The sequence below is a fragment of the Rhodococcus sp. EPR-134 genome (assembly GCF_001647205.1).
Lineage (GTDB): Bacteria > Actinomycetota > Actinomycetes > Mycobacteriales > Mycobacteriaceae > Rhodococcus_F > Rhodococcus_F qingshengii.
Map to the genome: position 1 here is coordinate 1 of NZ_LVCT01000474.1, position 3,817 is coordinate 3,817.

The 3,817-nt window shown below is 61.7% G+C and carries 5 protein-coding genes; 3 read left to right on the forward strand and 2 right to left on the reverse strand.

The window, feature by feature from the left end:
• Positions 1–975, reverse strand: a 975-nt coding sequence (locus tag A2J01_RS21975) for an ABC transporter substrate-binding protein (protein WP_064113580.1), incomplete at its 3' end; no start/stop codon positions are given.
• A gap of 194 nt (positions 976–1,169) precedes the next feature.
• On the opposite strand from A2J01_RS21975, the gene A2J01_RS21980 reads away from it, so the two are divergent.
• From A2J01_RS21980 to A2J01_RS21990, 3 genes are read left to right on the forward strand one after another with little or no spacing between them, the layout of a single operon-like run.
• Entirely contained in the window at positions 1,170–1,946 is a 777-nt protein-coding gene (locus A2J01_RS21980; protein ID WP_007735498.1) for an IclR family transcriptional regulator, read from the forward strand.
• Between the two features lie 2 nt (positions 1,947–1,948).
• Positions 1,949–2,761, forward strand: a complete 813-nt coding sequence (locus A2J01_RS21985; protein WP_064113581.1) for an alpha/beta fold hydrolase — start codon at positions 1,949–1,951, stop codon at positions 2,759–2,761.
• A 42-nt stretch (positions 2,762–2,803) separates the two neighbouring features.
• Complete coding sequence (locus A2J01_RS21990) at positions 2,804–3,190, forward strand: RidA family protein (RefSeq protein WP_003946047.1); 387 nt, start codon at positions 2,804–2,806, stop codon at positions 3,188–3,190.
• A 13-nt stretch (positions 3,191–3,203) separates the two neighbouring features.
• Here the strand turns inward: A2J01_RS21990 and A2J01_RS21995 are convergent.
• Positions 3,204–3,817, reverse strand: a 614-nt coding sequence (locus A2J01_RS21995) for a reverse transcriptase family protein (RefSeq protein ID WP_197494270.1), incomplete at its 5' end; no start/stop codon positions are given.

Genomic DNA, 3,817 nt, shown 5'->3' on the forward strand with positions numbered 1-3,817 from the left:
CTCGACCGAATCCGTCAATACCCCGTACTTGACCAGCAGTTCGATCTCCGTGCCCAGAGCACCCGGTTCCACTACTGCGACGAACTGAGGATTCTTGCTGTTGGCCAGCATTTCGAGCGGAATCTTGGCTTGTGTCGAGAGTGCAGCCTTGACCGCGCCCGGATTCTGATTGGCGTAGTCGATGGATTTGGCAAGCGCCGTACGGAATTTGGCGAGTGAGTCCGGGTTCGCGTCGACAAACGATTCCGAAGCGACCAGCGAGGTCCCCGGTACACCGGGCGCGGCCAAGGGGAAGGGGTGGCCGAGGATCTTCAGCCCCGAGTCGGTTGCTTTGCTCAGGAACGGATCGATGAGGAATGCCGCATCGGCCCCGCCAGTGGAAACAAGGTCACCGAGGTTGGGCATGGGCGCCTGAATGAACGAGATCTTGTCCGCTGCGCCACCGGACTTCTCCACCGCAGCGGAGATGACTGCTTCGCTGACGGACTTCAAACCGCTGATCGCGACGGTCTTGCCTTCGAGGTCACGGAAGCCGCTGATGGAACTGTCCTTGGCGACCACGAGACCGGACTGGTCGACGCTGTCATTTGCGGCAAAATTCGTGAGCCCGCCGACAATGGTGACGGGCATGTTCTGGCTCCGTGCCTGAATTGCGGCAGCGGCAGTCGTGGCTGCCATATCTGCATTTCCGCTGAGCAACAACGGAATTTGAGCCGAGGAACTAGCGCCGCCCTCCACGAGTTGGATGTCGAGTCCCTCATCGGTGAAGTACCCCTGCTCCATGCCGAGCCAAATCGGTGTGAAGTCCGCGATCGGCTGAGGTGCGATTCGAATCGTGGTGGTCTGGGTGCCCCCGTCGTCGGAGGCCGTGGCGTCGCTCGAACAGCCTGTCAGTGCCAATGCCGCGGTCGCGACCGCGGCTAGGGCAACAACTCTGAACCGTGGTGTCGACCGAAGGGTAAGTCCAACCGTCATGTCCGAAAACCTCTCGCTGGGAAAGATATGACTTCCTTGCCGGTAATCCGGTGGAAGGTGAAGAAGCTCAAAGAATTCCGTACGCCGGAACGATTGTTGTGACTATAGTAATTTCCAAGACGAATGCCAAGGGTTTTCCAAGAACACGAGATTTCGGATCGCCGGGTACATCCACGGCACCGGGAGGGGATCGGATGACGAAGGGTTCTGCGTCCGCCGTCGACAAAGCGTTGGATCTACTCGAGGCCATCGCGCGCTCGACCACGCCGATGAAGCTCAGCGAACTGGCAGAAGAAGTCGGGATGCTCCGCCCGACTGCGCACCGAGTGCTCGGAGAACTCGCGAACCGTGGTTGGGTCTTCCGCTACGACGGTCGCTATCTCCCCGGCCCGGCTGCACTGCAGGTTTCCCACGAAGCGGCAGCGCATTCGTTGGCGGCCTTGTGCGATCCGACCATGCGGGTGCTGTCCGAGAGCACGGACATGATGGTGAATCTGCAGGTTCTCGAGAGCGGCGGGACGCGGATCATCGCGGCGCTGCGTCCCGAGAGACTCAAGATGATCACTCGGATGCTCGGGGATCTGCTTCCGCCGCACCGGTTCGCGGGTCCGCTCGCGTTGGTGGCGGCACTCGAGGACAACACCCGGGCGCCCTACCTGGCGATGGTGGAGAAGAGCGGCTATCCGCTGGAAGGACCCACCGGCTTTCTCGCCGACATCGCCGAGACTCAGAAAACCGGATTCGCCGTTGTCCACAAACGATCTCAGGACATCATCGGTTCGGTCTCGCGTGCAGTGTCTTCCCGCAAGGGGTCTCCGCTCTGTGCGTTGACGGTGATCGGTTTCGATACCGACTTCGATGCGAAGACGACGCGAATGGTCGAAGAACACCTGCTGCGGGCCACCGATGAAGTGCAGCAACTCCTCACTGACCACACTTCGGGCAAGCGCCCGTCCGACACAGGAGAATAAGGATGATTTCACGGACCGAGGGCTTCATCACCGTCGCAGACGGCGAACGGGTCTGGTACGAGACTGCCGGCGAGGGCCCGGATCTGATTCTCACGCACGGTCTCGGCGGAAATGCGGCCGTCTGGTACCAGCAGGTGCCCTACTTCGCTCAGCACTATCGGGTGATCAGCTGGGATCAGCGAGGATTCGGCCGCTCTACCAACGAGAACGGCAACCACGGCCCGGTAGCGGCAGTCTCTGATCTGATCGAAATCATGGACCTGTTGGCGGTTGATCGAGCGCACGTGGTCGGCCAGTCGATGGGCGGTTGGGCCGCATTGGGGACCGCGATCGCTGTTCCGGACCGGGTGGAGTCGGTAGTCCTGGCCTGCACGACCGGCGGCATTCCCGTCGGATTCGGTCCGGACAGCGCACCTCCCCTCACCGCAGCACCCGTCACCGCGCGGCCCCTGGGGGAGCATCCCGCTGTGGGCGGACGGTTGCCGAGCTTGGACATGGCGAGGGCATACCTGTACCAAGCTCTCGGCACCTTCGGCCATCGCCCACCTGACACCGAGTTCTTCCGAATTCTCAAGGCCCACAACTATTCGGTGGCCGAACTCGCGGCGGTGGCTGCGCCGGTTCTCCTGATCGCAGGTGAGCTGGACGATTTGATGACACCCGAGCGGATTCGCGGCGCCGCCGAGTTCCTGCCTCACGCCGAAGTGGTCGAGCTTGCCGACCGCGGCCACTCCCCCTACTTCGAGGACCCACACGCGTGGAACGAGTTGGTGGCGCACTTCCTGGCCGATGTTCGTGCGCGCCCAGTGCGCTGAAACGCCAACTCGTCACGCATATTCCAACTCCGAGGAGATCTAATGGATTCATCTCAGACCGTCGAGTTCATCCCACCCGCTTTCGATACGCCGTTCTCCACCGGAGTGCGCGTCGGAGACGTTCTGTATCTGTCGGGTCAGATCGGCATGCTTCCCGACGGGACCTTGGCAGACGGCTTCGAAGCGCAGGCTCGCCAGACGATGGAGAATATCGTGGCTTCGCTGATCGCCTACGGTTCCGGTGTCGAAGCGATCTTCAAATGCACTGTCATGCTTGACGACATGTCACGTTGGCAGGAGTTCAACAAGGTCTACCTCGAGTACTTCCCGGCGTCGAGACTGCCGGCCCGCAGTGCGTTCGGAACAGACGGACTGGCGCTGGGTGCGCACATGGAAGTCGAATGCATGGCCTACACCCCGCGGGTCTGACTGCTCGCGGGCACTAACCGTCCCAATCCACACGTTCAGCCAGGCGCAGCAATGTGCGTCGGCGTGTAGTGCTGGTTTCGCCGATGTGCGCGATCCGGCCGTAGATGTGGGCGCGGAAGTTCTCCACGCCATCCCGATTCTGTTCCTGCGCAGAAGTACTGGCGGCGTTGTGCAGCAGGGCACGCAAGCGATCGTAGTCGTCGCGCGGATACGAGGGTTGGTCGTTGATCACCAACCCGGTGAGGTGTTGGCGTCGATGAGGGCGCATTACCTTGGTCTTTCGTGGATGGATGGCAAACCCTTCGTCCCCGGCGATCTGCTCGACCGTCCAGAGGAGGGTGCCGACGTCGGCTACTTCGATTCCGGAGAACGCGAGGTCGTCGGCGTATCGGGTGTAGGTGAGCCAGTTCGCTTGTGCGAGTCCACTCAAGCGGATGTCGAGTTTGCGTGCGACGAGATTCGCCAGTGCAGGAGAAGTGGGTGCGCCTTGCGGAAGATGCGCGGTGCGTAGCTGTGATGCCTGTGCATACGGTAGGCCGCGCAGGGTATCGGCAGGTGTTGCAACAGTGCACAATCCGGTGAGAACGCCTGCCACTGCGGGTGGATAGCCGAGGGCGGCGAAGACGG

Coding starts and splice junctions, on each gene's coding strand:
- A2J01_RS21980 (WP_007735498.1), top strand. CDS start 1,170: ATGACGAAGGGTTCTGCGTCCGCCGTCGACAAAGCGTTGGATCTACTC.
- A2J01_RS21985 (WP_064113581.1), top strand. CDS start 1,949: ATGATTTCACGGACCGAGGGCTTCATCACCGTCGCAGACGGCGAACGG.
- A2J01_RS21990 (WP_003946047.1), top strand. CDS start 2,804: ATGGATTCATCTCAGACCGTCGAGTTCATCCCACCCGCTTTCGATACG.